The organism is Thermodesulfobacteriota bacterium, from assembly GCA_036397855.1.
In the GTDB taxonomy this organism is placed as follows: domain Bacteria; phylum Desulfobacterota_D; class UBA1144; order Nemesobacterales; family CSP1-2; genus DASWID01.
Genome location: DASWID010000128.1, coordinates 1 through 26,168, shown reverse-complemented (window position 1 = coordinate 26,168; position 26,168 = coordinate 1). Strand labels below are relative to the sequence as shown.

General features: G+C 40.8%; 23 protein-coding genes. 6 read left to right on the top strand and 17 right to left on the bottom strand.

What is annotated here, in order from left to right:
- The first annotated feature begins 424 nt into the window (after positions 1-424).
- From VGA95_10185 to ubiE, 3 genes are all read left to right on the top strand, one after another.
- Positions 425-3,346: a ChaN family lipoprotein gene (locus VGA95_10185; protein ID HEX9666908.1), complete on the top strand. Its 2,922-nt coding sequence runs from the start codon at positions 425-427 to the stop codon at positions 3,344-3,346.
- A 464-nt stretch (positions 3,347-3,810) separates the two neighbouring features.
- Entirely contained in the window at positions 3,811-4,185 is a 375-nt protein-coding gene (locus tag VGA95_10180) for a CBS domain-containing protein (GenBank protein ID HEX9666907.1), read from the top strand.
- A gap of 294 nt (positions 4,186-4,479) precedes the next feature.
- Positions 4,480-5,175: a bifunctional demethylmenaquinone methyltransferase/2-methoxy-6-polyprenyl-1,4-benzoquinol methylase UbiE gene (gene ubiE / locus VGA95_10175; GenBank protein ID HEX9666906.1), complete on the top strand. Its 696-nt coding sequence runs from the start codon at positions 4,480-4,482 to the stop codon at positions 5,173-5,175.
- A 369-nt stretch (positions 5,176-5,544) separates the two neighbouring features.
- On the opposite strand, the gene VGA95_10170 is transcribed toward ubiE, so the two are convergent.
- The 9 genes from VGA95_10170 to VGA95_10130 all read right to left on the bottom strand — a co-directional run bounded on the left by VGA95_10170 (position 5,545) and on the right by VGA95_10130 (position 14,867).
- Positions 5,545-6,849, bottom strand: coding sequence for an NAD(P)/FAD-dependent oxidoreductase (locus VGA95_10170; protein ID HEX9666905.1), 1,305 nt, complete (start codon positions 6,847-6,849; stop codon positions 5,545-5,547).
- A 101-nt stretch (positions 6,850-6,950) separates the two neighbouring features.
- Complete coding sequence (pdxH, locus tag VGA95_10165) at positions 6,951-7,589, bottom strand: pyridoxamine 5'-phosphate oxidase (protein HEX9666904.1); 639 nt, start codon at positions 7,587-7,589, stop codon at positions 6,951-6,953.
- Positions 7,590-7,742: 153 nt separating this feature from the next.
- Positions 7,743-9,119 (bottom strand): TIGR01777 family oxidoreductase, encoded by a 1,377-nt coding sequence (locus tag VGA95_10160; protein ID HEX9666903.1) that lies wholly within the window; start codon positions 9,117-9,119, stop codon positions 7,743-7,745.
- 74 nt (positions 9,120-9,193) lie between these two features.
- Positions 9,194-9,655, bottom strand: coding sequence for a peroxiredoxin (locus VGA95_10155; GenBank protein ID HEX9666902.1), 462 nt, complete (start codon positions 9,653-9,655; stop codon positions 9,194-9,196).
- A gap of 127 nt (positions 9,656-9,782) precedes the next feature.
- A complete protein-coding gene (locus VGA95_10150; protein HEX9666901.1) occupies positions 9,783-10,247 on the bottom strand; it encodes an SRPBCC family protein in 465 nt (154 codons plus the stop codon).
- Between the two features lie 20 nt (positions 10,248-10,267).
- Positions 10,268-11,788: an SDR family oxidoreductase gene (locus VGA95_10145; GenBank protein ID HEX9666900.1), complete on the bottom strand. Its 1,521-nt coding sequence runs from the start codon at positions 11,786-11,788 to the stop codon at positions 10,268-10,270.
- Positions 11,789-11,829: 41 nt separating this feature from the next.
- Positions 11,830-12,309, bottom strand: a complete 480-nt coding sequence (locus tag VGA95_10140; GenBank protein HEX9666899.1) for a DUF523 domain-containing protein — start codon at positions 12,307-12,309, stop codon at positions 11,830-11,832.
- Between the two features lie 773 nt (positions 12,310-13,082).
- On the bottom strand, positions 13,083-13,454 hold the full coding sequence (locus tag VGA95_10135; GenBank protein HEX9666898.1) for a cyclic nucleotide-binding domain-containing protein: 372 nt from the start codon (positions 13,452-13,454) through the stop codon (positions 13,083-13,085).
- A gap of 12 nt (positions 13,455-13,466) precedes the next feature.
- Positions 13,467-14,867, bottom strand: a complete 1,401-nt coding sequence (locus tag VGA95_10130) for a hypothetical protein (protein ID HEX9666897.1) — start codon at positions 14,865-14,867, stop codon at positions 13,467-13,469.
- 337 nt (positions 14,868-15,204) lie between these two features.
- Here VGA95_10130 and VGA95_10125 point away from each other — a divergent pair, with 337 nt between their 5' ends.
- Both VGA95_10125 and VGA95_10120 read left to right on the top strand, forming a co-directional pair.
- A complete protein-coding gene (locus VGA95_10125) occupies positions 15,205-15,783 on the top strand; it encodes a DJ-1/PfpI family protein (GenBank protein HEX9666896.1) in 579 nt (192 codons plus the stop codon).
- Positions 15,784-16,402: 619 nt separating this feature from the next.
- Complete coding sequence (locus tag VGA95_10120) at positions 16,403-16,684, top strand: hypothetical protein (protein HEX9666895.1); 282 nt, start codon at positions 16,403-16,405, stop codon at positions 16,682-16,684.
- A 354-nt stretch (positions 16,685-17,038) separates the two neighbouring features.
- Here the strand turns inward: VGA95_10120 and VGA95_10115 are convergent, their stop codons facing one another.
- Positions 17,039-17,521 carry a hypothetical protein gene (locus tag VGA95_10115; GenBank protein HEX9666894.1) on the bottom strand — a complete coding sequence of 161 codons (483 nt, stop codon included), beginning with the start codon at positions 17,519-17,521 and terminating at the stop codon, positions 17,039-17,041.
- A gap of 176 nt (positions 17,522-17,697) precedes the next feature.
- On the opposite strand from VGA95_10115, the gene VGA95_10110 reads away from it, so the two are divergent.
- Complete coding sequence (locus VGA95_10110; protein HEX9666893.1) at positions 17,698-18,057, top strand: hypothetical protein; 360 nt, start codon at positions 17,698-17,700, stop codon at positions 18,055-18,057.
- A 137-nt stretch (positions 18,058-18,194) separates the two neighbouring features.
- Here VGA95_10110 and VGA95_10105 read toward each other — a convergent pair whose 3' ends face one another.
- The 7 genes from VGA95_10105 to tnpA form a co-directional block, all read right to left on the bottom strand.
- Positions 18,195-18,674: a hypothetical protein gene (locus tag VGA95_10105; GenBank protein HEX9666892.1), complete on the bottom strand. Its 480-nt coding sequence runs from the start codon at positions 18,672-18,674 to the stop codon at positions 18,195-18,197.
- A 234-nt stretch (positions 18,675-18,908) separates the two neighbouring features.
- Positions 18,909-19,352 carry a Spy/CpxP family protein refolding chaperone gene (locus VGA95_10100; protein HEX9666891.1) on the bottom strand — a complete coding sequence of 148 codons (444 nt, stop codon included), beginning with the start codon at positions 19,350-19,352 and terminating at the stop codon, positions 18,909-18,911.
- A 339-nt stretch (positions 19,353-19,691) separates the two neighbouring features.
- Positions 19,692-19,994, bottom strand: a complete 303-nt coding sequence (locus tag VGA95_10095) for a protealysin inhibitor emfourin (protein ID HEX9666890.1) — start codon at positions 19,992-19,994, stop codon at positions 19,692-19,694.
- 32 nt (positions 19,995-20,026) lie between these two features.
- Entirely contained in the window at positions 20,027-21,076 is a 1,050-nt protein-coding gene (locus tag VGA95_10090; protein HEX9666889.1) for a M4 family metallopeptidase, read from the bottom strand.
- Between the two features lie 190 nt (positions 21,077-21,266).
- Positions 21,267-24,050, bottom strand: a complete 2,784-nt coding sequence (gene ppc, locus VGA95_10085; GenBank protein ID HEX9666888.1) for a phosphoenolpyruvate carboxylase — start codon at positions 24,048-24,050, stop codon at positions 21,267-21,269.
- A gap of 107 nt (positions 24,051-24,157) precedes the next feature.
- Positions 24,158-25,171 (bottom strand): LLM class flavin-dependent oxidoreductase, encoded by a 1,014-nt coding sequence (locus VGA95_10080; GenBank protein HEX9666887.1) that lies wholly within the window; start codon positions 25,169-25,171, stop codon positions 24,158-24,160.
- Positions 25,172-25,222: 51 nt separating this feature from the next.
- Entirely contained in the window at positions 25,223-25,492 is a 270-nt protein-coding gene (gene tnpA / locus VGA95_10075) for an IS200/IS605 family transposase (protein ID HEX9666886.1), read from the bottom strand.
- Positions 25,493-26,168: the final 676 nt, after the last annotated feature.

Genomic DNA, 26,168 nt, shown 5'->3' with positions numbered 1-26,168 from the left:
TTTCAGCATGTTAGGAACTAGTCAAGAATTGAGCAGGATATGAGATGTACGATAATCTTACAACAAAACTGTACGCGGTGATGTTTTACATTTCCAAATAGCTGAGAAAGCTTTATTCAACTTCGGTTTAAAGTCCCCGCTTTTACCGGTTGATCTACTCTGAGCCCCAAAAGTTTTACCACCATTCTTAGACAACCCGACAGTTTTCCCATAAAGTCTTTGATATCAATCGGATTGAAGGATTTTGGGGTCATGCTAAAATGAGGTTAGCCAGATTTCGAGCAATTAATAAAGCTACGTTTTATTTACACTTGAAGGAATTTGCGTTTGGGATTAATTATAGAAGGAGGAATATATATCAATTCTTACTGAGTAATTTCAAAAACTATCCCCAATTCTAGTCATCACCGTTTTGATTAATATCATGGCTTACCTTAAGTACCTTGCATTCTTTCTTCTATTAGGCTCTCATCTGGCATATGCGTACCCTTTATGTGAACTGGATGTCAACATAGATGTTTCAGATTCCACAATCGTTGAGAAAATGAAAATAATTCCAGATAAAAGGCAGTCACTCGTATTAACCACAAAGAATTTAAACATTATAGAAACTGATAAAATTTCCTATTCGCAAAATCTAGACGAAATAAGAATAGAAGGCGATAAAAATGATCATATTATCATAGAGTTTACCGCTACGTTTAAATACAATTCCTCTCAGAATTCTGTTGTTGACAATGGTGTATTCCTAGTGGGCGACTGGTATCCGCACTTGGGCACTCCTTGTTACTATAAACTGTCGGCCAAACTGCCAAAAGGATACTTAGCTGTTTCGGAAGCTGAGCAAATCGACGAAGTTAAGGGGGATAACGACACTGCATTTAAATTTAGTTTCCCCCATCCCCTCGATCACGTACATCTTGTGGCCTCCAATAGATTTGTTGCAAATAAGGAAAAGCACAAGAACATTGATATCTACACATACTTTTTTGTGGAAGACGAAGGCTATTCAAAAACATACCTCGATTATTCCAAGAGATACATTGATCTATATGATAATTTATTTGGTGAATTCCCATACAAAAGGTTCTCGATTGTTGAAAATACTTTTCCTACAGGATACTCGATGCCAACCTTTACCCTCCTTGGCAGTAGCGTTATAAGGCTTCCTTTTATCGTTGACACTTCTTTGGGACACGAGATCCTTCATCAATGGCTTGGAAATCATGTGTATGTAGCCTTTGAGAAAGGGAACTGGAGCGAAGGCCTTACAACATATCTAGCAGACCATTATTATGAGGATCAGAAGGGAAATGGATCCGACTATAGGAAAAATCTTTTAATAAATTATCAATCATTCGTAGATCAGAATAACGATTTCCCATTAAAAGATTTCCAAGGAGTCTCGGACAAAAGATCTAGAGCCATTGGCTATGGCAAATCTGCAATGGTTTTTCATCTCCTGAAGCGTGCTGTAGGTAAACGCAACTTTCAAAATTCCATAAAAGACTTCATCTCTGAAAATCAGTTTGAAATAGCAGACTGGGATGATATAAAAATGAGCTTTGAAAAAATGAATAACAAAGATCTGGGTTGGTTTTTCGATCAATGGTTAAATAAAAAAGGATTGCCCGAGTTAGAAATAAAGAACACAAAACTTAGTCATGAAAACGGTCGCTACCTGCTTGAGATCGAGCTATCGCAAAATGAAAATGTTTATCAGTTCGATTTACCGGTATCAATCTATTCCGCTGATCATACAAAGAAAAAGCAAATTCTCAAACTTACGAAGGATGCAGAAACATTTAGAATTAATTTAGACACTGAGCCTCAAAGAGTTGTTATAGACGAAGATTACGACGTGCCAAGAAAGCTTTCAGAGCCTGAATTTCCACCGGTCATATCGAGGATAATGGGCGAGAAAAGAATTATCTTCGTATTGGAAAGAGATGAAAAAGCAATATATCAGAAATTCATTGATTTGTTTAACGACAAAGAGATAGAATTTAAAGCATCAGAAGAGATAGATATCGATGACTTAAAATCCGGTACTTTAATTGTACTAGGAAAGGACATTCCGCTTATAAAAAGAATATTTGGAGGAACTGAACTAGATGAGGAAGGCTTCAACGTCATCGTGAAAGAAAACCCGTTTGATGAGCAAAAGGTAATAGCCCTCGTCAACGGGGAATCAAAGGAAGAAGTAGAAGCAGCAGCAAAAAAGATTACCCATTACGGCATTTACTCAATCCTAAATTTTAAAAATGGAAAAAATGTGACGAAAGAAATAGCCCTATCTGAAAACGGAATTAATGTTAATAGAAATGAAATTGAGAAAGAAAATTCAATACAAAGTGAATTAGATTTGGAGAACATAGTCGATCATATTAAGGATAAAAAGATCATTTATATCGGGGAAGAACATGACCAGCCCGCACATCATATGACTCAAGTGAAGATAATAAAGAGGCTTGCCAAAATAAATAGAAACTTAGCCATAGGAATGGAAATGTTCGAAAAACCGTTCCAGCAATTCATGAACGACTATTCAAGTGGACACATAGACGAAAGACAATTCCTGAAAAAAACGGAATATTACAAGAAATGGGGCTTGGATTATAGGCTTTACAGGCCTATTATCGATTTCGCAAGAGAGAACAACATCCCTGTCGTCGCATTGAATGCTGAGAGCGAAATTGTAAAAAAGGTATCTGAAGACGGTGTCCTATCCTTGACCGACGAAGATCGCAAAAGGATTCCTGCCGAGATGGACTTCTCCGACGGAAAATACAGGAGGCTGCTAAAAGAAACCTTCAAGTTCCATCCGGGATCAGAGGGAAAAGATTTCAACCTCTTCTACCAGGTTCAAATACTTTGGGACGAAACTATGGCGGAATCCATCTCTGAATTTCTGAACGAAAATCCAGATTACCAGATGGTGGTTTTAGCTGGAAACGGCCACCTCATATACGGTTACGGCATACCAAAAAAAACATACAGAAGGAATGGATTTCAATACTCAACAATATTAAATGACGAGGAAGATGGCGATGATGTTGCTGACTTCCGGATCTTCCCCGAAGTGCTAGGTGCAACAGAATCCCCTAAATTGGGAATTCTCGTAGATAAAGCTAGTGAAGAGGTTAAAATAAATGGCTTCGACGAAGAAAGCATAGCAAAAAAATCCGGCTTACAAAAAGGCGATAAGATTTTCTATTTCGATAACAATCCAATAGACTCTATAGAGGACCTTAAGATAAATCTACTCTATAAAGAAAGGGGAGATACAGCCTTCGTCAGAGTTTTAAGAGATGGAAAAGAACAGACATTCGAAGTAAAGTTTTGAATTCAAAGACCTAATCTCAAATGATTGACCAAGTCCTTTTCAACTCATTTATGTAAAGTATAATTCCAATTAAGTAATGTCCTTCAATTAAATTTTTGCGCTTAATCCTTTTGTGTTAGCCATCACTCATTTCAGTAAACGGCTTGCCATGCCAATCTTCATAAGCGACAACCTTAATATCAAGGCACAAAAAAACCAATGCAGCAGCCTTCAAGCACGTTTCTGTCAAGTGCGATCGCGATGAGTATGCTCAATCGCTTAAGATCCCGCATTCGTGGTGTCGTTTGTCGAGACATTTAAATTAATGTTTAGGCTCCATCACAAAATGGGAGATAACTCGGAAAACGATCGTGTAGCTACCCTTGCTTATGGGATTAGTGTCAATTAGGTTTTCAATTTATTTTCCTTTTCTGGAGATTAACTCTTGGTATAATACATGCTAAATTTAATGATAGAGTAAATATATGTTGATAAAGGAACTCATGACTCTTAATCCCGTGAGCCTCTCGCCCGATGAGAGCATCAACGGTGCTTTTCAGACACTTTTGAAGCACCACTTCCGTCAGGCCCCCGTGGTTGAGAATGGAAAACTAATCGGCATTGTTACAGACAGAGATCTCCGTATGGCAATCGTTCAAACTTATGTAGAGTCAAGTTTAAATGTGCGAGATGTGATGCGTTTCGATCTCGTCACAATATCTGACGATGCGGAGGTGGAAAAGGCGGCTCGAATAATATGTGAGAAAAAATTCAATGCCCTTCCTGTCGTTTCGAGTACCGGGGATCTGGTTGGAATTATAACCACCTCGGATATTCTCAAATGTATCCTGAATCTTTAATTGACAGTAGACGAGGGAATTCCTTCGCGGAGTTACTACTGAGCAAAATCAATGGGCTCGCATCAATGACACTAGAAACTCTATAGCAATCTGGAAGAAACGATCAACATGAAGGAGACTGTTTAATAGTGTTTGACTGAACCTTAAATTCTTATATATTTTGAAACAGGTTTATAGGGATAAATCACTATTTGAGATAAGGGACGAAGGGCAATTTTGTAAATGGCTTCACAAATAGTAAATCTTTTAGGGATTGTCCAAATCAAATAATATAGTAACAACCATTTGCATATCATGCCAAATACTAGGTCCATCTTTAACTCTGTAGCAGAAAACTACGACCTGCTCAATACAATTTTCAGCCTAGGTAGGGACAAGCGATGGAGAGAGAGATTGGCTAAAGAAATAGAAGGTACTGATTATGTCCTTGATATTGCCACTGGCACTGGTGAGGTTTTGATTGAGATTTTAAAAAATAATAACCAGAGGAACGCTATTGGTCTGGATCCCAGCGCTCAAATGTTAGTTCTCGGACAAAAGAAAATAAACTGCATTGGCTTAAACAAGAAAATAAATTTTATACGAGCGGTTGGTGAAAGCCTACCATTCAGAGATGATAGTTTTGATGCGATCACCATAGCCTTTGGAATAAGAAATACAGTAGACCCTCTGAAATCATTAGAGGAAATGAATAGGGTTTTAAAACCAACGGGTAAATTGGGAATACTTGAATTTGCAGTCCCAAACAATAAAATTTTTGGGCCAATATATATGTTTTACCTTAAACGAGTTCTACCGCTCGTAGCATCGGTCTTCAATAAAAGAGAGGAGTATCAATATCTCGGTGATTCGATTTCAAAATTTCCGGACAGAGACAACTTTATTGGCCTCTTAAAAGAAGCCGGATTCCTCTTAGAAAAATCAATAGAGTTAATGATTGGAACGGTAATTATATATATAGGCATTAAAAAGAATCGAGCCTTTAGCTAAGTCAAAGATTTCATATAAATCTTTTTTGTTATTACACTCATACTATAATGATCGACTACCGGTCTACAATATTGCAAATCATACGTTAAAGGATCATGTAGTCTCTCGTTTTCTATTTTTCTTAATTCCGGGATGTATTTTTTGATATAGATACATTCCGGATCATATCTCTTCGATTGTAATTCCGGAATGAAACTCCCTGCAGCAAGCTACAGGGAATTCACTAGTTAAACCTGACTTCCTAAGTACTTGGAAAAGCGTAGCATAGCTGAAACATAAGGATACCAATTATTCCTCTGTAAGATCTTCAGATTATCATGTTATGGAAGTTATAAGAATGTCAGCTTTCCGTTCTTTTATCTCCTCTCCCTACTTTTCAGAAAGTACTTTAGTATCCTCACCGGTGATAAGTCTGGCACCGCGTTTTCGAGTAAAGTAATTCCAAGCCCATTGAATAAGTACCAGAACTTTATTATCAAATTCGATAAGATATTGAATGTGTATAAAAATCCAGATCAGCCATGCAAAAAACCCGCTGAACCGAAATCTACCAAAGTCTGCTACCGCGGCATTTCGTCCTATGACAGCAAGGCTTCCCTTGTTTTTATACTTGAATGGAGGTAAGTTCCTTCCTCTAAATCGGCTTTCCAAGAGCTTTGCTACATAGAGCCCTTCCTGCATGGCGACGGGCGCTACTCCCGGAAGTGGCCTCCCATCCTCATGGCTGAAATTCGCGAGGTCTCCAATAACAAAAATGTTGTCAAAGCCAGGAATGCTGAGATCCGGTTCGACTATAACACGACCTGCACTATCCAGTTTTCCGCCAGTACGTCTGGCAAGTACCTCACCCAGAGATGATGCTTTTACTCCCGCAGCCCATAGTATCGTCTTAGCCTGAATCGTTTCTTCTTTTCCATCTTTAGAGAATGTGACGAAGCTTTTTTTGATACCAGTTACCATCGCATTCTTATTCACCGTAATTCCTAATCGTTCGAGTGATTCCTGGGCCTTTATCGAAAGCTCCTCCGGGTATGTAGGCAATATCCTATCCGTTCCTTCCAACAAGATTATCTCAGTCTCGCATGTATCAATATGTCTAAAATCATTTCTTAATGTACTTTGAGCCAGTTCTCCAATTGCACCTGCGAGTTCCACACCGGTCGGCCCCGCTCCTATTATCACGAACCGCATCCACGATTTCTGTTGAGCTATATCAGCCTCTCGCTCTGCTGCCTCAAACGCAAGAAATATACGATGACGAATATCAAGTGTGTTTTCGATTGTCTTTATACCCGGGGCTATCTCTGCCCACTCATCATGACCAAAATAATTGTAAGTAGAACCAGTCGCAACTATCAGTGAATCGTAATTTAGCTCGCCGTCTCGGAACGTGATTCTTCTGTGTTCCGGGTCTAAATCAATTACCTCTGCCTTTATGACCTCGATATTCTTATATTTTCGCAATACCGCTCTGAGTGGTGAAGCTATATCACCGGGTGATAGTCCTCCAATCGCAATTTGGTACAGTAACGGTTGAAACAGATGGAAATTTCGCTTATCAACGAGAGTTATCCTCACGTCGGTTTTTCCAAGAGCCTTTGCAGCGTATAATCCACCAAATCCACCTCCTATTATTACTACATGGTGCTGGTTCGTTTCTGTCTGATAGAACACTTTATATTTCCCCTTTTACAATCTGATCGTGAATCACAGTATCTCAAGATTATGAGAGAAGTAATTTCTGGCCCTGTGAGCAACCGGCGGGAGTAATCTAGTTATGGCGAAAGACGCTCTATAATCCAGCCCTCCCCATCGACTTGCCTGTACTTCAATCGGTCATGGAGTCTATTTGGCCTACCCTGCCAGAATTCAATTGTAGAATGCCTGAGTCGATAACCAACCCAATACGGGGGTCTTGAAATATCACGACCTTTATATAAGGCCTCTAATTCACTAAATCGATGATCGAGAGCCTCTCGGCTGCTAACGACCCTACTTTGATTTGATGCCCATGCCGCAAGTCGACTTCCTCTAGGTCTAGTCTTAAAATATGAATCAGCCTCATTATCTGAAATCTTCTCAATAATTCCTTCTACACGGACCTGTCTTTCGAACAAGGGCCACCAGAATACAATAGCGGCTTTAGGGTTTTGTGAAAAATTTTCGCCCTTTCTACTTTCTCGGTTCGTATAAAACACAAACCCTTCGCTGTCAACATCTTTAAGAAGCATCATTCTCGCGGAAGGCTTACCGTCTTTTGTCGCCGAAGCCACGGTCATAGCATCCGGCTGGATAGACTTAGACCTGAATGCGTCTTCATACCATTTCCTAAACTGAATGACGGGATCCGGATCCATATCTATTTCCCTAAGTGCACCGAGTTTATGCGCTCCTTTCTTGTTCGCTTTATCCACTGGTAAACTTCTCCCTATTTTCAAGCCATAAATTTCAAGAATAATAAGAAGTTTTTGAAATATTAAACATACAACACAGAGGAGAAGATGTTTTGACAGACCGAATAATCATTTTAGGATTACACTAATCATCCGCCACAAACAACTATTGTATCAGACCTTCGGTTTTCCTAACAGATTCCTAAGAGATGCTTCTAAATCAGTAAATTGAAACTCATAGTCAGTCGACAACAACTTAGATGGTATCACTCGAGTACTTGAAAGCAGGGTTTCGTCAGCCATTTCACCGAATAATGTTCTTAATAGTAGAGAAGGCATCGTAAAAAAAGTAGGTCTATTAATCACATTCCCCAACGTGTTTGTGAATTGCAGGTTTGTAACCGGTTTCGGTGAAACTGCATTTACAGGCCCTTCAAGAGAATCGTTTTTGATGGCATGATAAATCGCTCCAATCACATCATCAATTGAGATCCAACTCATGTACTGGCCCCCGCTGCCAAGCTTTCCCCCTAGACCCATACGAAACGGGAAAAGCATTTTCCCCAAGGCGCCGCCACGTGGGCTTAAGACAACTCCCAACCGTAAATTAACCACACGAATACCGGCTTTCCTCGCTATTCCTGTAGCTGCCTCCCATTTCTTGGTGACGTCAGCCAGAAATCCCTTTCCTGGCTTACTTTCTTCTGTTAAAATCTCCTCACCGCGATTACCATAAAACCCGATGGCAGAAGCACACACCAACACACTTGGTTTCTTCTCAAGCTTGGAAAGCGCATTACATAAAAGCCCTGTGCTCTTAACCCTGCTGTCTTCTATTTCGGCCTTTTTTTCATCTGACCATCGGCCGGCGACATTTTCTCCACTCAAATGTACTACCGCTTCGAATCCCTCAAGTTTCGGTACCTCGATCTCACCTTTTTCGGGGTTCCAGTATGAATCATTCTCCCCAATTTTTAATTTATCACGTTTAAGACAGGATATATTGTGTCCACCAGTTGTGAGAAACGGAATCAGCGAAGCACCTATCAGTCCCGTTGAACCAGTTATCAATATTTGCATAGATTTTACTCCGTACTTCTTATGCATTTTTATATCTTTCATAAGAGTACCATGACGGTATTCAAAAAAGGTTTCAAGCTTTCTGATTACCAACTCATTCCCAAAGAGTTCACCCAACGCCCCAATGGGTAATAAAAATTTAACATTATCCTCCATGAAACATGCATTTGGGCCATCAGGAACAAATGAGTGTGTATGTTCCCAATGTCTAAAAGGCCCTTTAATCTGTATGTCACAAAATTGCTTTTCTTCTTTATAATCCCTGTGCTCGATTAACCAAATCATTGGAACTGGTCCTATCTTGGTTCTTATAATGACCCTTGAACCATCTTCTATTCCATTGCTTCTCTCTAAGAACTCGACAACCTTCCATGGGGGGGTCAGCCTTTCAAATGCCCCTGCGCGTGTATGCCATTTAAATAGATCTTTAGCAGATGTTTTGATACGTGACCGATAAGTAAAGCTTTCCATGTTTGTATTCCATTAATATAAACGATTAATAAAAGATTAATGTAGCAGAAAAAAATAGTTTTTTGATAAATTAGCTAAACTAAGCCCAGTTCCTTCGCTTTTTCAATGATTTCCGCAGCATGAGAATCAGCTTTAACCTTCTCCCATATGTACCTGATATTCCCTGATTTATCGATCAAGAATGTCTCTCGCTTTGCAGAACCGAACATACTCTCAACACCATATGCCTTAACTATATTTTTACCCTTGTCACTCAGGAGCGGGAAATTGAGTTCATATTTGTTTTTAAAATTCTCATGAGATTTAACTCCATCCGTGCTCACCCCCAATACCTGAATTCCATACTTCTCAAGATCCTCCATACCATCCCTGATTGAACATGCTTCTTTGGTACAAGTCGGCGTATCGTCCTTGGGATAAAAATAAAGTGCGACTATTTTTTTGTCTCTATAATCGCTTAGGTTTATCTTTTCTCCTCCGTAAGTCTCGGCCTCAACGTTCGGTGCCTTTTGTCCTACTTTCAATTTATCAGGCATTTGAGGAAAACCTCCAATTTACTTTTCAGATTTAATATCTAACATATGATTCATAGGCACCAATCTTGACAACTCTGACATGTGTCATTCAAGAATCTAATCTTGACGCTATGCACAGTCAAAAATATCAGGAAATCCTTCCGAACAATCCCTCTAATACTTTATATCTGTAATTAAATATATCTATTACCTTTTTATTTACAACTAAATTGCCAACTAGGCTCCCAAAAAATCCAAATGGCATAACGTAATGAACAGAATCCTGCATTTCAATTCCATTGGGAATAGGTCGGAAGTGGTGCTCGTGATGCCAGAAACGATAGGGACCGAAGCGCTGTTCATCTACGAATAAATTTGGCTTATCTAAATGAGTGATCTCGGTGATCCATTTTACTGGAATACCAAGAATCGGACTTACATCATACGTCATAATCATGCCTGAATACATCTCTTCACGTATTTCAGAGGTAATTTTTAGAGCCAACCATGGAGGAGTTATCAGTTCTAAATTCTTGGGATTAGAAAAAAAATCCCAAGCTTTTGTTGTAGAAATTGGCAGTTTCTGAATTATGTTAAAACTGAAAAGGGTCATGATTTAAGAGAATAAATAATCTATTTAATGTTATTTAAAGGCAAATCGTTAGTAACACGCCTGGGTTCAGAAATGACTCTCTCCCCTACCTGGTCAGCAATTCTTTTTAACATCCCACTGAAAATTATATTATGAAGTGGTTTTACAGAATACCAGTAGATAATTCCCACTAGACCACTTGGTATAAAACGAGCTATCTGGTGCAGTTCTGAATGATTATTGTCAATCTGACTAATATAGAAATCCAAAATTGCCGAACCCGGCAGTTTCATCTCAGCCTTTAGCAGAAGTCGCTTATTAGGTTCAACTAAATAAATATTCCAAAAATCAATATAATCTCCGGGCGTTAGTTTATTTGGATCGGTCCTTCCAGGTCTCAGCCCTACTCCACCCACGATCAGATCTAACAATCCCCTTAACTTCCAGAGCCAGTTGGCGTAATACCATCCATTTTTACCCCCGATCCTGAGTAATGGCTCCCAAATCCTATCAGGGGTCGATTCTAGTACAACAGCTCTGTGGTCTTCAAAAATCTTTCCACCAGCCCATTTAGGATCACCATTGAAACTCCATTCTACATGTTTCAACATTGTACTCATATCATTATGATTTTCCCCTATCAAATTATGTTGAGACTGGTCTAGCGCCAAACTTACTGCCTCACGACAATCCAGAAGGTCTTGGGGGATAATTTCCCTAATCCGGTTTTCCTCACAAATAACCTTATTACTCAGCCCCTCTGCAAGCGGACGTCCCAAAGAAGCAGGAACCGGGGTGACGAGATGAATCCAATAGGAGCTGAGTTTTGGAGTAAGCACTGGTACCGAAATAACAAACCTTTTTCCTAATTGGGCTTCATCGGCGTATATATCCATCAGATCACGGTAGGTTAATATCTCCGCTCCTCCTACATCATATGTCTCTCCAGTCGTTTCAGGTTTTTTTAGACAGCCAACGAGGTATGTGATAACATTCCTTATTGCGATAGGTTGACATTGAGTATGGACCCATTTTGGAGTTACCATTATCGATAAACGTTCCACTAAATAACGTAAAATCTCAAAAGAGGCGCTGCCAGAACCTATGATCATGGCTGCCCTCAGGATGGTTACCGGCACGCTACCCGATTCAAGAATGTTTCCGACCTCTTCGCGTGATTTTAAATGTTTACTCAAGTGTGGACTTTGCCCTCCCAATCCCCCTAGATAAATAATTCTTTCGACACCACTCTGCTCAGCGGCCCAAACCATATTCAATGCAGCCTGTCTGTCCGTATCGGTAAAATTTTTCTGATCGGGATCCATGGAGTGAACAAGATAATATGCGTACCTACAACCCTCACAGGATTTTTTTAACGTTTCTCTATCAAGCGCATCGGCTTCACAAATATCAACTGATTCGTGATTAGACCAAGGCCTTTTTTGCATATTGCCCTTTGTTCTACCTGCTGAACGGACTAAATAACCATCTTCAATTAAAAAAGGCACAAGTCTTGCCCCTACATAACCTGACGCTCCGAGTACCAGGACTCTTTCACGCATAAGGAATATTTCTCCTTGAACTATCGCTATTAAATCGTACGTCACCTAAAGCTATCTTCGCTGCCTCTTCTGCCTTCATCCTCTATAGCCAACCCTGAGAAACGCTCTAGGACTCTACCGGCAAAAAATCCCTTAGTCTTCCCGATGGCTGTGCCATCTTCGGAATTGGGAAATAACTTGACATCCTTTATCCCGCAAGATGGTGTTCTGCTCTTTAATATAAACCCATCAACTTCCTTCAGTGATTTCAGATAGTTATCGGCAAAACTCAACATTTTTGATGAGATATCCCTGCCAGTCGCAGGCTGAAGTAGTCTCTTTTCTTTACCCTGGGATATAACTCTTATCGGATCTCGAGGGACCCCGAGACCTATTTCAACCTCTGGACAAACAGGTTTAAAATCAACGTATGGCTCAATTTTCTTCACAAAACCATCCGGAATCACCTGCCCGTTGTACCTGCATGCTTCGAACTCAAGGCATTTGCTCAGAACAACTATAGGCTTGGGAAATTTTTGCATTGAAAGCAGTCTGAATTTAAGTCGGTACTTAGAAATCTAATTATCAATTTCCATTCTAAGTCTAACCAGATTTTCCAATCTTGTCATCGCCGCCCTCTTATCCCCTTATGAAGACACGACCCCTTTGACTTTAGAAATGCAATGTCTAAAATCGTAGAGAAAACTTTTTAGACTCTAGTAAAACTACCCCATCCAATACTCACATAATTAATTACTTTATAGTAATTATGAGTTGCTATATTAATGATTATCAAGAAATCGTTTTAAATATACTGAAAATTTAATTAGTTCTAAAAACTTTGGGCAAGCTTTTTAATTTAGATGAGTTGGCAATCGATGATAAAAACAACTCATAGAAGTCAAAATCATGGGACTCCATCACATAATTTGTTATTGAAACACCTTGTTTGGAAATGATCATGCGATATGCTGGCAAACAAAAGGATCTTGCTATATAAATTCAAAGGGGGATGCACACCCTTTTGGTGCCAGGCTTCATATGTTCTATATATATATGCACCGCCGAAAGTGATGACCCCCGGAAAGTCAAATAATTAAGAAGTAACACAAAGAAAAGCTTTCCCTGTGATTCGGATGAATTCGTTAAGATATTAGGAGGGATGGAAACTCAGATATTACATCACAGACCACAGGGACGTCCGACCATGAAAACAGAGTTAAATAAAGGACGCCTTCCCTATAGCCCTTAACCATTATCAAAACTCTCCATAGTTAAATTTTTTTGAGCAATTGACACTTCTAGTCTTGACCCCCTATCCTCTCGTTTTTATCCGAACCAGTTCAGCGCTCAATTCCCGGATTCGGTGGGACATGGTTTGCACAATATGGTAAGCCAGCGATGGGTCCTCTTGGATCCTGCGGAGAAAGTTTTTCTTCTCCACTGTGAGCACCCGTACCTCGCCTATGGCACGAACAGTGGCAGAGCGTACCTCACGCTCAAAGATAGCCATCTCACCAAAAAAATCCCCCTCATTTAAAACCGCCAATCGCACCTCCTTGCTTTCCTTCTCTTGAAGTACCTCGACCTGTCCCGCCTGGACTATATACATACAATCTCCTGTCTCTCCTTGGCGGACTATGCTTTCACCATGATGATACAACTTGCCCAAAACACCTGTGTCCATAACATCCTCTACTCATTGTCTTCTCTCGTTAAAGGGTATCACCGAAATGGCCATGTCCCAGAGAAAACGACTCAGAAAGAAGGGGTGAAAGGTGCGAATTAAGATTTCACGATAGGGTGCGCTTCCTGTGAACATATCCCACAACACGGTGCTCATGCGCCGGCTCCGACCTTCCTTCTGTTGTTCGCTGGAGACCATACGCAAAACGGCGCGGCGAGCAAACTGTCTCTTCTGAATCTGGCGGGTAAATGCAAAGACCATCTTCCCGATCATGTTATCGATACTGATAGCCTGGCAGGTCGGCCTGAAGTACCGCTTGAAATCGTTAACAGATATCCCATGAAAGACAGCGGTCGTGGCGGCAGCCTTAGCGGTGCGGTAGGCAGCCCCGATTCCATCCTTATATAATCTGGTTACTCCGCTATCCCCAATAAACACGATTCGATTGGCATAAGGATTCTCGGCGCCGTGGATATTTATGTATGGCGCACACTGACAAGAACCTTGCTCCCAGTGCATGTTCGAAGGCAGACACTCCTTCACCTCAGGGGTATCCAGAACCGATTGTATCAGAGACGAATCTATATCCTCCCCCAAAAGGCACAGAGACACGTAGTCACCCTTTGGTACGAGGGCAGCAAATTCTAATCGAGGTATGTTGAGCAAAAAGACATGCATGGAGCTACCAACATACCTCGCCACCGTTTCTTCGCCCAGGTAATATTCACGGATAAAGGTTTTAGTAGTCCGCGGGAGTTGGTAGTTTAGGCCTAACCCTTGGAAGAGCTTGAGGGTGCCTGAATTCACCCCTACCGCAACTGCCAGCAGGTCATATACATGTGTCGCCCCCTCCCGTGTCCTGATTTGGGGCTTCCCATCCTCCAAACTGACATCAACTACCCGGCCGCGTATCAGATGCGCCCCCTTTTCTACGGCCAGTTTTTGCAAATAGCCATCGAAGCTACCCCACTTTATCTCCTTTACGTCCCGTGGACCAGAGCCACGGTACACCGCTCCGATCCTCTTCTCCTGAAGCGGGGTATCGATACGAACTTTGCCAACATCCGTGTGCAGGATATAGGAGTCAATGCCTCTTTGTATTACCGTCGGGGGCAGAATAATCCCTTCAACGGCCAGATTTTGTATTAGAGTCTCGGATATTATCCCTCCGCACATGTTGCATCCCGTGGGACCCGGAATGGAAAAGTCTCGGGAATCGTAGATATCTACATGGATATCCATATCAACCATTCTTGAAATGTTCAGAAGGAAATAGCTAAAAAATGACCCCGCAGGCCCACTACCAATCACCGCAACGCGCGAATCATCGTCCAACTTAAGACTTGGACATGCTTCTTTTGACCATGCTGCAAGCTTACTTCCAAGAGCACGTCTCTCTGTGATCCCTATCACCTTGAATTCCTCCACTCTATTTAGGAAAGGTAATACAAATTCTAATTATTTACGCACATTAGTTGTCACTGAGCGTTGGAAAAGCATTCCACCTATAGTATCTATACATTCAGCAACTTATCTTGTCAACGAGGATTTCCTACAAATATAGGAGAAAATTGATGATCTGGTTTCTCGAGTCGATGAAGGACGCCGTATTGCTTAAAGGGTTGTATAACTTTTTGATAGATGGGTTTATAATTTGGTATAATTGTATAACAAGGAAGTTTGCTCTAATTAATTTTTAAATGAAACTCTGATCTTACCATAACCAAATAAATAAGGGGGTAATAACGGCATGATTAAAAAAATATTAATGATCGTTGGTGATTATGTAGAGGATTACGAGGTAATGGTTCCTTTTCAGGCGCTATTGATGGTGGGACATACAGTCCACGCAGTTTGTCCTGATAAAAAAGCGGGTGAAAAAGTTCGGACAGCAATTCATGATTTCGACGGTGACCAAACATATAGCGAGAAGCCAGGCCACAACTTTACGCTCAACGCAACCTTCTCAGAAGTGAGACCGGAGGATTACAATGCGCTGGTCGTTCCCGGCGGGCGTGCACCGGAGTATATCCGTCTAAATGAGAATGTATTAAAGTTTGTCCGCCACTTCGCTGAAACAAATAAGCCCATTGCAGCAATCTGCCATGGAGCACAGGTCTTGGCGGCTGCTGGTATACTCGAAGGGAGGAGTTGCTCTGCTTATCCGGCAGTGGCACCCGACGTTAATAATGCGGGTGGTGAATTTGTAGATATACCGGTAGACAAGGCTCACGTGGATGGCAATCTTGTCACGGCGCCAGCCTGGCCCGCACACCCCGACTGGTTAGCAAAGTTCCTCGAAATATTAGAGACAAAGATAGAGCCATAGGAAAAGATAAAGCGGTCACCCGTAAACATTAAGTAGTCGTATCTGAACCCTTGGCATCTATGCCAATATCTTCTATTCTATCTTTTTAATCAATCGCTCCAATCTCTTTTTTTAAAGACACTATTTATCTTTCTGTCAAAAAGAAATGTTCTCTCTCCTCTTACCTCAGGAGGTCATTTGCTAGCCCTCGTCTTTAGATATAAATATTCGGACTTTTGGAAGCTGATAAAATAACCCAAAATCACAACAGTTATTTGTCAATTGAAGCGGTACGATCCCCACTGGTTTAGTCTTCTTCTTTATTAAGCCTGCATACCTCTGTGATACCACAAAAAGCAAATGGATTATACAAGCAATTTATGTATTCCGTTTTCCTAAAAGCTGAGTTTTATGTGTAAACTAACACAAATTCTACCGTGTATTTTTACACTATAAGACAAAGCTTTAATATAGTTCAATGCCAATTAAATCATAACTTCCTGTACAAATTTGATAAATTTAACCGCAAATCGTATTAAATCGGCTGGTATAAATATTGCACCGCTCTATTAATATGATGAAACCTTAATGACGTTTGAGGGGTTTATATACTAAAATGAGATAGTTGGAGCACTAAGATATGAAGAAATTCCTTTTAATTGGGTCCTTTTTAACGCTTTTTCTGATTCCGGCATCATCAATGGCACGGACAAATGTCTTTCTAAGCTTTGGATTGGGTATCCCGGCACCTCTCTTTGTGGCTCCCGCTCCAGTTTATATCGCACCCTCTCCATATATTGTCCAGCAACCTGTGATTGTGCAACCCGCTCCAGTGATAATTACCCCCTATGGGCCGTTTTTTAAACATAGGATCAAGCATCATGAAATAGAAATCGAAGACTATGATGATTACGACGATTAGAGAATCATACATATGAGAACATGCGACAGAAGCCTTTTTAAAATTTAGAAAGCGTAAGTAGTGAAAGACCGGATTTACGGACCGTTGATATTCAATAATTAATCAATGCATTGCCAACTAAAATAACCGATAACCGATACAATAAGTATCGGACACTGTTTTCCAATACTTTTATACTAATCTCATTTATTTTATGTTTAGCCACGACCTTAATTCATTCACCCATCATTATCATTCTTCTAAGAACCGCCGTAAACCTTTCTTGGCCCCGCCTATCCAGGGCTCTCCATGTGCGAATAGTAAGTGATCAAATTCGGTTTCAAGAATCGATAAGAAGACTTTACGCAAACCATTTTAAACTCCTTCTGGATCATCACCCATCAGATAGTCGGGTACAAAACCCAACTCATCATCATAGCGCACGATCGCATCCCCAATAGATATTATTCCGTCGGATACTGGAATATATAGAGCCGTTTCCTCCGGGCATAATACCCCGACCTCAAGAGCGAATACATTTCCAGGTAGTTTATCTCCGTGATTATATGGCGTAACCAGTTCGCCCTTTGTGAACTCATGCAGCCCATCTTTGTGGCACCAGACTTTAGCCCTAAATGCCTTAGTGAATCGTCCACTGTGACGATAATGGTGCCTGTTTGTCAGGTAAATGTGCTTGGGTCTCTTGTATTTTTCAAACCACTTAATGCCCTCTTCCGGAACTCTGGGGTCGATCAATATTGCCGGATCAGTAGAATTTATGTAGTAAGAGTGGACATCCTGTTCGATACCTTCGTGAAACGTTGTCCAGTGAAAAACGCCGGGAAGTATTTCTTCCATAATTATAACTTTACCATTGAATCTGCCGTCGCAAGAAGATTATGATGTAACTTAATAAAAGTTAAGAGAGTTTTGAAGCACCAATTTAACTACTAATTCTAACGTCATCAAAGTCACTGAAACGTTTTATTTAACGCAGAGTTTAATATCTATGAAATAACGCTGAGGAGGAAGTTATGAAAAAGCTAATATATCTTACGATTGTTGTTTTACTAATTTCCCTGGCCAATCCAATCTTAGGCGCCGCAAAAGACAAATTTAATCACTATGGGAATCATAGACACCATCATAAACACAATGGCCATCATTTTCATAATAAAGGTCAGTTTGGACACAATAGCCACTACTTTCCCTATAGAAATTATGGCTATTACAAACCAAATCCTTACTATGGAAATCACTATCCGTATGGAGGCTACAGGTATTATAGGCCTTATTTAAATTTTGGTGATTATAAGCCGTATATACCATACGGATACTCCGTTCCTTTTTACTATTCTTATCCCCCGTCATTTTCGCTGCTCTTCGACTTTTAGCTTAAAATTCCCTTGATGAAAGGCGTCAAATTCACTCATTTAAAAATAGGGGTATTCCCCTCTTCTCTATGAATTCCTTGGATACAGAATAAATGAGATTGTCAGACTAGATTCAGCTATCAAACTCAATGTTTCACTCATTTGGATGCTCCAACAAACGTCTTGCAATCAGGAACATCCTCCTCTCTGCCTATAATATCACCCTGACTCTTCAACAGATTGGCAAAAATACCCTGGAAGTCATTCTCGACCAAGACTTTATCGATACGTAACTTACAAGTTTCGTGGTTTAATGTTCCATCCACATTTAAAATTACATCATGGTCATACAGTACGAATTCGTATGGTTCACTCAAGACCTGCCGGTTCTGTAGAACTGCTCTACCGAAGACATGAGATTTACCTGTTTTGTTAGGTTCTATCGTTACAGTCTTAATGTATCCTCTTCTTTCGTTACCAAGGCAGTATTCCTGGCAGAACTGACCTACCAATTCATCTAATTCAGTCTGAACAACGACCCGATCTGTGATTTCGTTACCAACTGAAACGACAGTCGATAAGTACCAGATAGTGAGGAGAGAAATAGAAATTAGGAGTTCGTTGGAGACTCTTATCATCGTTTGTATGATTACACGAATTGAGAATAAAGCAATGTTTATGATTCCTCATAAACAGCAATGCCGTTTATGTGTGATACCATCATAATTTATTCACAATGAATCCAGTTGCTAATGATGAATAAGACGACAAGTCCCAATTTGCACTGTTCTTGGAAAATATGGAGTTGTCTGGAGAGTAGTGTTAAAGGGCATACCTAGAGTAGGATACGCCCTTCATGAAATATCAGAATCTTATTGCTTTTTGTGCTTCTGGATCATTTCCTGTTTATGCTGCTCTTTTATCTGATTAAGTTTCGTTATTTGATCCGGGGTCAGAACTCCTCTTATATCGAGTTTCATCTCCAACATAACTTTCTTCATCCTATGCTTGGTATCCCACATTTCGTCATACGCCTTAGTGATCTCGTCTCTAGTTGAATCGGGATTTCCCATGGCCTGCTTAAAGGCTTTTCGTTTCTCGTCGACTCCAGGTCTCATCTCTTCAAGCTTCCCTTTGTATGTAGATGAAATCTCATCTATCTCCGTTTTCTGCTTATCATCAAGCTTAAGCTCTTCAACAATCGATGGATCTTTCCACCAAAGCCACTTACCATGGCCTTTGCCATGTTGGTAACCATATGCACTAAAAGCAAATAGAACCAGTGGAACAATCGAAAAAAGTATAAATCTTTTCATTTTTACTACCCCCTTGATTGTGTATTTTATAATTGTAACTTAGAAATAAGAAAAAGGTTTCAATAGTTTTCTATAAAAAAAGCCGGAATGACTATCTTTATGAGATAGACTTTAAAATCTACCAGTTTTCCGATTTGAATATACAAGGGAAATGAGTCTTTTTTTACAGGGGAATTACAGGTGTCATAACTTCATGTGCTTTTGCGCAAATTCCTAACTAATAGTTTTAATACCAATATTGAGATTATAAAGTCAAGAAGTGACACGCATTAACTTTAGCGGCACACGTCTCCATATTGCATTTGTCGGATGTTCGATTTCACCTACCGCCTTGAAATATTATTTAGGTTTTTGAGGTTTCGCTCTGGATTCCAAAAAACCCAATAACTCCTGAACCTCTTTGGGAACACTCATATCATCGAACGAAATACTATTTCTTTCTTCGTTTTTCTCAACCGTAATAGTGTATGTTCTAAGATCTCGTGCATCCCTGGTAATTAACTTTTGGTTGCCTTTGATATTACTCTTTTTTACCAGTGAATGAAGCGCCTCAGCTTCCTCAAGGGGCAAAGATTCTGTATCAAACTCACATCCCCTAATTAACCCAGCATATCCACCGGACTGTTGAAATCTTACTCTCATCTGCTAGATACCCATTATTTTTTTAAATTCCTCTAAACGGATATACCGACGGCATTCCATGCAGCCCTGACGGCCTTTTGTTCTTTACTTCCATTTCCAAAGTCAGAACCCGCTACCTGGTAAGTCGTTTCGGCGGCTTCTTGAAACACACTGTACCTGTTAAGTTTTCTGAGAGTTTTATACCAGATCGAGCCTGCTTTCTCCCATGCATATCCAGCTATTTCAACGGCCGTAAGAAAAAACGCATGATTTGGGATACCAGAATTGATGTGGACACCTCCATTGTCAAGCCATCCTGTGAATTTGTCCTTCATGTGTTTTGGTTGAGGATCGGTGCCCAGAATCGGATCATCTTCGTATGCCTTCTCACCTTTCATAGTTCTTACAGCCTTAGCTTTTAATCCTGGCCCAATCAAATCATCACCGAGTAGCCAGTCGGCTTTCTTTGCTGTCTGCTTCTTACGCCATTGTTTAACCAAAGATCCCATCACATCCGCAAAATGCTCATTCAGAGCCCCTGGTTCGTCCTGGTATATAAGATTGCTTTCATACATCACTACACCATGTGTAAATTCGTGGCCCGCAACATCCAAAGAGTTTGTATATCTTAAGAATATATCTCCATCACCATCACCGTAGATCATCTGCTCACCATTCCACATTGCATTATTGACGTTTTCACCGATGTGGACACTTGATATGAGAGACATTCCATTTGCATCGATAGAATTACGATCGAAATTCTTCTTGAAAAAATTGTAGATATGTCCTGCATTATCATATGCTTCATTTGTGGCAGGGTCCTTAACTTTCCTCTCTCCCTCCTCACGAGCAAGCTTTCCTGGTAAAGGAAAATACTGGTTCTTTAAATCATAAACAAGGCGATGCTTACGAGCCCTTGGAGATGGTACTGCAGCCATAGCAGGCATCATAGAAAGTGTGTTTCTTACGGCACGAGCCTCAACTCCAACTGTTATCGCATTAATGGCGAGACGCCTAATCTTGGGGTCAGGAGACTCCGCTATGCGCTCGACAATATATGGTGGAAGAAAACAATGAATCGGATTGACAATATCGTTCATGTCGTCACCCCCGAATATTCAACTATGCAATGAATAAACCTTGCATGACACAAGAAGTCGCACGCCAAAAAGAGCTGTACTTTATTCGGGTAGCATTAGCTGTTTTTAGAAAACATAAGACCTTTCCCATACAAAGCATTTCACAGGCTTATCTTTCATTCCGTATAAAATTATATCTCCATCGATCATACTACCCGGTATTCTTCATTCCAGCGGCAATCCCATTTATACTGAGCTTCAGATTATCAATCAGATCGGACTCTTCTCCAGGTCCATAATCACCCTTGCCCAGCCTTCTCAAAAGTCCCACCTGAATGTAGCTGAGGGAATCAATATATGGATTCCGAAGTTCGATGGATTTCTGAAGAAATGGATTATAATCGAGTATCCTCTGCTGATTTGTGATTTGAAGTATTATCTGTTCTGTCAGTTCATGTTCACTTCTTATTCTATCGAATAAACGTCTTCCCACCTCCCGCGGCTTCACAAGAAAAGAGTATTCCAGGGCAATCCACATATCGGCTTTCGCCAGCGTCATCTGAATATTATCAATGTGAGATTTAAAGAAACCCCAGTTTTTATACATATCCTGGAGGATATTGAGATTTTTGTCGGGGTCTTTTTTAATAAATCCAGCAAATGCCGATCCGACCGAGTACAAACCCGTGATGAGGTGACGATTCTGAGTCCAGCTAAAAACCCATGGTATAGCCCTAAGATCTTCAATGCGGTCACTCGTCTTCCTCTTGGCAGGGCGTGACCCTATACCCATCTGAGCAATTATGGAGATAGGTGTTGCCTGCCTGAAATATGTATAGAAATCCGGATCTTCATAGACAAGGGCTCGCCATATACGCCTAGCGTTATCCGCAATCTCTTCCATTACCTCTTTCCACTCTGGCTTTATCGCTTCTTGCTTAAGACTGGTAAGTATCACGGCAGTAGTCACAAGCTCGAGGTTATCCCTAGCTATCTCCGGTAGTGCATAGTTATTGTAGATAACCTCTCCCTGTTCCGTAATTTTTATGATGCCGTCTACCGTTCCAGCCGGCCGTGCTAAGATGGCTTGGTTTGTCGGACCTCCTCCTCTACTCACAGTTCCGCCTCTCCCGTGAAAGAGTCTATGCCTGAGCCCAAATTCATCCGCAGCCTGTTTTAATGATATCTGAGCCTTGTAGCTTTCCCAGCTTGCCGAGAGAAGCCCTCCATCCTTTCCGCTATCTGAATAACCTATCATTACCTCAGAAATGTTTCCCCTCGCCGCGAGGTGCCTTCTATAGACGGGATTAGAATAGAGATTCCGCATAATTTTCGGCGAGCGCTTAAAATCCTCAATAGTTTCAAATAAAGGCACGACATTCATCATACTAACTATGGTGTTGCCATCGGCAAAATATAGTCCCGATTCCTTTGCAAGGAGAAGGACCTCCAGCGCGTTGCTCGCGCAGTGGGTCATGCTCACGACGTAGGTGTCAATTGCCTCTGGACTTATATCTTCAAGGCAACGACCTACACACCTTAAGGTTTCCAATGCTTCGCTTGTTTCTTCGGATAGTTTTAGCCACCGTGGAATAAGGGGACGGGGATTATTTAACTCCTCGGAAAGCCAGCTCACCCTTTCATCTTCATCCATGTCAAAATATTTAATCAGGCCCAGCCGCTCTGTAATTTCTGAAATAGCATTAGTATGAAGCGAGCTGTGTTGCCTGATGTCAAGCTTTGCAAGATGAAAACCAAATATATCGACCTGACGGATAAGCTTCTTTAACCTAGAATCGGCGAGACGTTCTCCCTTATTTTCTCGTAAGCTTTTATCGATAAGATGTAAATCATCCAGTAGCTCTTCCTTAGTCGAATAACAATGACCGTTCGTAGCTTCCGTAGTTTCATTCGCAATAATAGTGGTAACCAATTTCTTGCGTATGTATTCTAGCTTAATCCTGTAAAATTCAACGGGATTTTTAATATCTAACTCTTCCGGTATTAAATTTCCGTCTCTCCTGATGGACTCGATCAGATCCGGGTTCACGGGCACTATCTTGGCTGAGGAACTGAGCTGACGTTTTATTTGTTCTATTGCTTCAAGGTATTTCTCTAGAGCAAGCGTCTTTTGCATACGCATGACCTCATATGTCACCTTATGGGTTACGAACGGATTCCCATCCCTGTCACCCCCAACCCATGACCCAAACCTTATAAAGCTCGGAATATCAACATTCTTTACTTTATAATGTTCGTTTATCCGATTTCCCAATTCTTCGTACATCTCCGCAATGGCGTCAAATATGGTTTCCCTGAAGTAGTAATGCACGTTTCTCGCCTCATCGAGTGGGGATATTTGATACGGTGGAACTTCCTCTGTCTGCCATAGACCTGTGATTTCAGCGGTTAATTCGTTTTCAATAAAGCTTCTTTCAGCCGAACTTAGAACGGGATTTTCAAACTCTTTCAAGAGATTTGCTATATGGCGATACTTTTCAAGTACTATATGCCGATTAACCTCTGTCGGGTGGGCAGTAAGAACAAGCTCGATGGACATCCTTTGAAGAAGCTCAATAAATTTATCAAAGTCAATCTTTTCTTTAGCAAGTTGGTTAAATAGACTTTCTAATGATCCTTCTTCCGAATCCGTGATATCAGAAATGTACCTGTATTCACGGCTCCTTCGGATTCGATGATTCTGTTCTGCAATATTTACCAACTTGAAATAAGTCGTGAATGCACGGGTTATATTGTATATCTCCTTATGGTCGAGAGAGCGTATTGTCGATACAAGTTCCTCTTTATGATCGCGCACGTAATTCCTTCTCATTTCTTTCGTAAGGAACCTTATTTTCTCCACAATATCAAAAATTCTTTCTCCCTCCTGTTCTATAAGAACCCCACCGAGAAGGTTTCCTAGGAAACGGACATCACTCCGCAGAGGCTTTTCTTTATCAACCTCATTGCCCAATACCAACATATCATCATGCATTCTTACTTGACCTGTTTGCTCCCTATTATTTATCTTTAAACTGAATATATCATTTATCTTCGATATCTCAAATCCTATCAAACTTGTAACGATACCTATGACGCAAGTTATACGCCAAAAGAATCGAAGATCTTGTTTTGATATTCTCTTACTTCTTCAAAGTCTAAAAAGTAATGCGGGGCGCTGAGAATGGGAAGGTCAATGTATTGCTTATACGCATCTATTTTTTTTAGGACTTCGTCGGTATTTCCAACTACTGCAAATGTATTTACCATCTCATCTGTTACACTCCTGAACATGGAATCCATATCCCCACTAAAATAAGCGTCCCTTATCTTTTGAGTTTCCCTCTCAAACCCGTGAAGAAGGAAAGGCGGTCGATAAGTCCTGACAGTTGCATAGAAGGCTATGGTCCTCTTAGCAGCCTCTTTTGCATCACTTTTCTTTTTTGAAATTGCGCAAGTAATTATTGAGGCTTTCTGAAATCTGCGGCCTTCCCTTCCAGTTCTTTCAAAACCCTCTTTCAAACTTTTGTTTACAACTTCTTTTATGTATCTCAAGGAGCAGACAACATGCCCCAGATAACCATCAGCCACCTCTGCGGCAGCCCGTATCATATTACCACCAACGCCTCCAAGAAAGATTGGAATGCTTTCCCGATAAGATTTAAAAGGCCTGTGATAACCACTTAAATTCACATTATAATATTCACCTTCAAATTTAATGGGGTCATGCTTTTTAGTGTCACCTGTTATGAGTCTAATTAACTCAATACACTCTTTTATTCTTGTTACTGGCTTGCCATAGGCTAAGCCGTGAAAATTTTCATTTGTACGCTTGGCGCCAGAGCCCAATCCCAAAATTAATCTTCCTTTAGATAACTCATCTAAATCCAGAGCACTCAAAGAAGTTATAAGAGGGCTGCGTGCGAATGCTAGAGAAACTGCAGTACCCAATCTTATATTTTTTGTAGAAAGAGCAGCTACTGAAAGCTGCTGAAAGGATGTTCTATATAGTTCAGTAGCCCAAACCGAATCAAAACCAGCCGCTTCGGCATTATGAGATAGATCAACTATGTCAGATATATTTTCTGCGTCAAGGATTATACCTACTCTTCTCATTGTATGCTCTTAATTATACAGTGAAGCTTCCCCACCACAGGTGGGGGCTTCTTAAAAAAGATTGAGTTGCTTGGCACTTACCTCCTCATGCTTATGATACTCTATGTACTTACGTATCACTTCCACCCTTACCTCATCCCCTACTGTTCTTACAAAATATCCCTTCTCCCAAAAATCACTCCTCCACAGCTTGAGTTCCTTCTTTATCTCAGGATACTGATCAAATATTACCGACGCCGATATACTCTTCAACATCACTACCACCTTTGCTATCGATAAACCCGGTGAAAACGAAAGAGAAATATGCACATGATCCGCCAATACGTCCACCCTATTTTTCAGGATTCATAATACAAGGGCACCCTATGTGATGGAGAGATTGAAAAAGGTTTTGAAAAACTCAGGGGATGATCTGGAGAAGGGAGCTATTGTTGTTGCGGAAGAGTCCCGCCATCGTACCAGGCGTTTACCAATTGGTACAAAAGGAGCAGAGTGATGGAAGCTTGGTATAAAGTAATAACACCAAGAAAAAAGTCCAAGAAGGGCGATCTTGTGAACGCCTCTATTGGGAATCCACTCCGCGACCGTCATTCCCGAGGACCGTTATCGGGAATCCATAAATATGTCATCGGTAGCCCTCAATACCCCAACCGTTCATCCTGAGTTTCATCGAAGGGTCGAAGGGCCTGTCCTGAGCTTAATCGAACAGATCGCAAGGGTTGTCATTCCCGAAATCCGTCATCGGGAATCCATATTGTATTTTTCCTAATTCCTAAATCTCTAATTTCGTATTATAATTAATTCCTTCCCATGTGCGACCCAGTGCTACTAGCCGCAATCCTCCACCTACGGTCATTCCCGAGGACCGTTATCGGGAATCCATAGAGACGTCATTGCGAGTACTTCGACTGGCTCAGTACAGGCTCTAGCGAAGCAATCTCCTCTTTTATCGTCATCGTCCTTCGACCTACCTGCACTGAGTATAATCGATGTACTC

Excerpts from the sequence above, each read along its gene's own strand:
- VGA95_10080 (HEX9666887.1), bottom strand. The coding sequence starts at position 25,171 with ATGAGAAGAGTAGGTATAATCCTTGACGCAGAAAATATATCTGACATA.
- VGA95_10125 (HEX9666896.1), top strand. The coding sequence starts at position 15,205 with ATGATTAAAAAAATATTAATGATCGTTGGTGATTATGTAGAGGATTAC.
- VGA95_10185 (HEX9666908.1), top strand. The coding sequence starts at position 425 with ATGGCTTACCTTAAGTACCTTGCATTCTTTCTTCTATTAGGCTCTCAT.
- VGA95_10155 (HEX9666902.1), bottom strand. The coding sequence starts at position 9,655 with ATGCCTGATAAATTGAAAGTAGGACAAAAGGCACCGAACGTTGAGGCC.
- VGA95_10120 (HEX9666895.1), top strand. The coding sequence starts at position 16,403 with ATGAAGAAATTCCTTTTAATTGGGTCCTTTTTAACGCTTTTTCTGATT.
- VGA95_10105 (HEX9666892.1), bottom strand. The coding sequence starts at position 18,674 with ATGATAAGAGTCTCCAACGAACTCCTAATTTCTATTTCTCTCCTCACT.
- VGA95_10135 (HEX9666898.1), bottom strand. The coding sequence starts at position 13,454 with ATGGACACAGGTGTTTTGGGCAAGTTGTATCATCATGGTGAAAGCATA.
- ppc (HEX9666888.1), bottom strand. The coding sequence starts at position 24,050 with ATGCATGATGATATGTTGGTATTGGGCAATGAGGTTGATAAAGAAAAG.
- VGA95_10115 (HEX9666894.1), bottom strand. The coding sequence starts at position 17,521 with ATGGAAGAAATACTTCCCGGCGTTTTTCACTGGACAACGTTTCACGAA.
- VGA95_10180 (HEX9666907.1), top strand. The coding sequence starts at position 3,811 with ATGTTGATAAAGGAACTCATGACTCTTAATCCCGTGAGCCTCTCGCCC.
- VGA95_10095 (HEX9666890.1), bottom strand. The coding sequence starts at position 19,994 with ATGAGAGTAAGATTTCAACAGTCCGGTGGATATGCTGGGTTAATTAGG.
- VGA95_10110 (HEX9666893.1), top strand. The coding sequence starts at position 17,698 with ATGAAAAAGCTAATATATCTTACGATTGTTGTTTTACTAATTTCCCTG.
- VGA95_10150 (HEX9666901.1), bottom strand. The coding sequence starts at position 10,247 with ATGACCCTTTTCAGTTTTAACATAATTCAGAAACTGCCAATTTCTACA.
- VGA95_10145 (HEX9666900.1), bottom strand. The coding sequence starts at position 11,788 with ATGCGTGAAAGAGTCCTGGTACTCGGAGCGTCAGGTTATGTAGGGGCA.
- VGA95_10140 (HEX9666899.1), bottom strand. The coding sequence starts at position 12,309 with ATGCAAAAATTTCCCAAGCCTATAGTTGTTCTGAGCAAATGCCTTGAG.
- ubiE (HEX9666906.1), top strand. The coding sequence starts at position 4,480 with ATGCCAAATACTAGGTCCATCTTTAACTCTGTAGCAGAAAACTACGAC.
- VGA95_10090 (HEX9666889.1), bottom strand. The coding sequence starts at position 21,076 with ATGAACGATATTGTCAATCCGATTCATTGTTTTCTTCCACCATATATT.
- VGA95_10100 (HEX9666891.1), bottom strand. The coding sequence starts at position 19,352 with ATGAAAAGATTTATACTTTTTTCGATTGTTCCACTGGTTCTATTTGCT.
- VGA95_10160 (HEX9666903.1), bottom strand. The coding sequence starts at position 9,119 with ATGGAAAGCTTTACTTATCGGTCACGTATCAAAACATCTGCTAAAGAT.